General features: G+C 67.8%; 1 protein-coding gene. It reads right to left on the bottom strand.

Features of this window, described 5'->3' with window-relative positions; translation table 11 throughout:
* Positions 1 to 35: 35 nt before the first annotated feature.
* On the bottom strand, positions 36 to 1,164 hold a 1,129-nt coding region (locus AB0C02_RS33610; protein WP_357553247.1), incomplete at its 5' end, for an IS110 family transposase.

The raw sequence follows: 1,164 nt of genomic DNA, 5'->3' as shown, positions 1-1,164 counted from the left end.
TCTGATACGAAAATCGGGCGGTCGTGGTGATCAGGTCAGGCTGCTTGTGCGGGTTGGACCGTGACTTGGTAGCCGAGTTGGTGGAGTTGGTCGATCAGTCGTCGGGTCTGCCTGGCCTTGGCGTGCGGGTTGAGTCGCTCGACGAAGTGCTCGGCGCCCAAGTCGTGGTAGGCGATGTCGCGGCTGAGCATGATCCAGACGGCGATGAGGACGGAGTGCCCGACCGCGACGAGGGCGCGTTTCTTACCGCGGCGGCTGGCGATTCGCCGGTAGCGGGCGGCCAGGTAGGTGCCCTTGGTGCGGGCCGCGGACACCGCGACCTGTCCGAGGACGGCCTTGAGCCACGGGTCGCCGTGGCGGGTGCGGCCGGGCTTGTTCGTCGCGCCGGACTGGTTGTTGCCCGGGCACATTCCGGCCCAGGAGGCCAAGTCGCCGGGGGTGGGGAACCGGGTCGGGTCGGCGCCGATCTCGGCGAGCATCACCTCGGCGGCCCGGTTGCTGGCACCGGGGATGGTGGCGATCAGGTCGAGTTGGCGGCGAAAGGACCGCACCTGCTGGTCGATCTGTCCGCTGAGCCGCTCTTCCATCGCCACGCAGGCGTCGATGCGGTCGAGCATGGCACGGACCAGGAAGGCGTGGTGTGCGCTGAAACGGCCGGTCAACGCCTCGGCCAACAGCGGGCGTTTGCCGCGCATGCTGCCCAACGCCAATTCCGCGAGCACGTTCGGATCGCGTTCACCCGCGACGAGGGCCTCCAGCATGGCCCGGGCGGACTTACCCATCAGGTCCGACACGACCACCGACAGCTTGACCCCGGCGTCTTCGAGGAACTTCTCCAGCCGTTGGATCTCCCGGGTGCGTTCCCGCACGATCTCGGTGCGGTAGCGGGTCAGGTCCCGCAGCTGCCGGATCGGCTCGGGCGGTACGAAGCTGGGCCGGACCAAGCCATGCTCGACCAGCTCGGCGATCCATTCGGCGTCCTTGACGTCAGTCTTGCGGCCCGGTACCGCCTTCATGTGCCGGGCGTTGAGCAGCCAACACTCCATGTCGTGTTCCAGCAGGTAGAACACCGGCTTCCAGTACGCGCCGGTGGCCTCCATGCCGACCACGGTGACCCGCTCGGCCAGCAGCCAGTCCCGCATCACGAGCAGGTCGTTGGTCATC

The sequence above is a fragment of the Micromonospora sp. NPDC048999 genome, assembly GCF_040649295.1.
Lineage (GTDB): Bacteria > Actinomycetota > Actinomycetes > Mycobacteriales > Micromonosporaceae > Micromonospora.
Note: the sequence above shows the minus strand (reverse complement) of the source record. Positions and strands in the feature narration are given on the sequence as shown.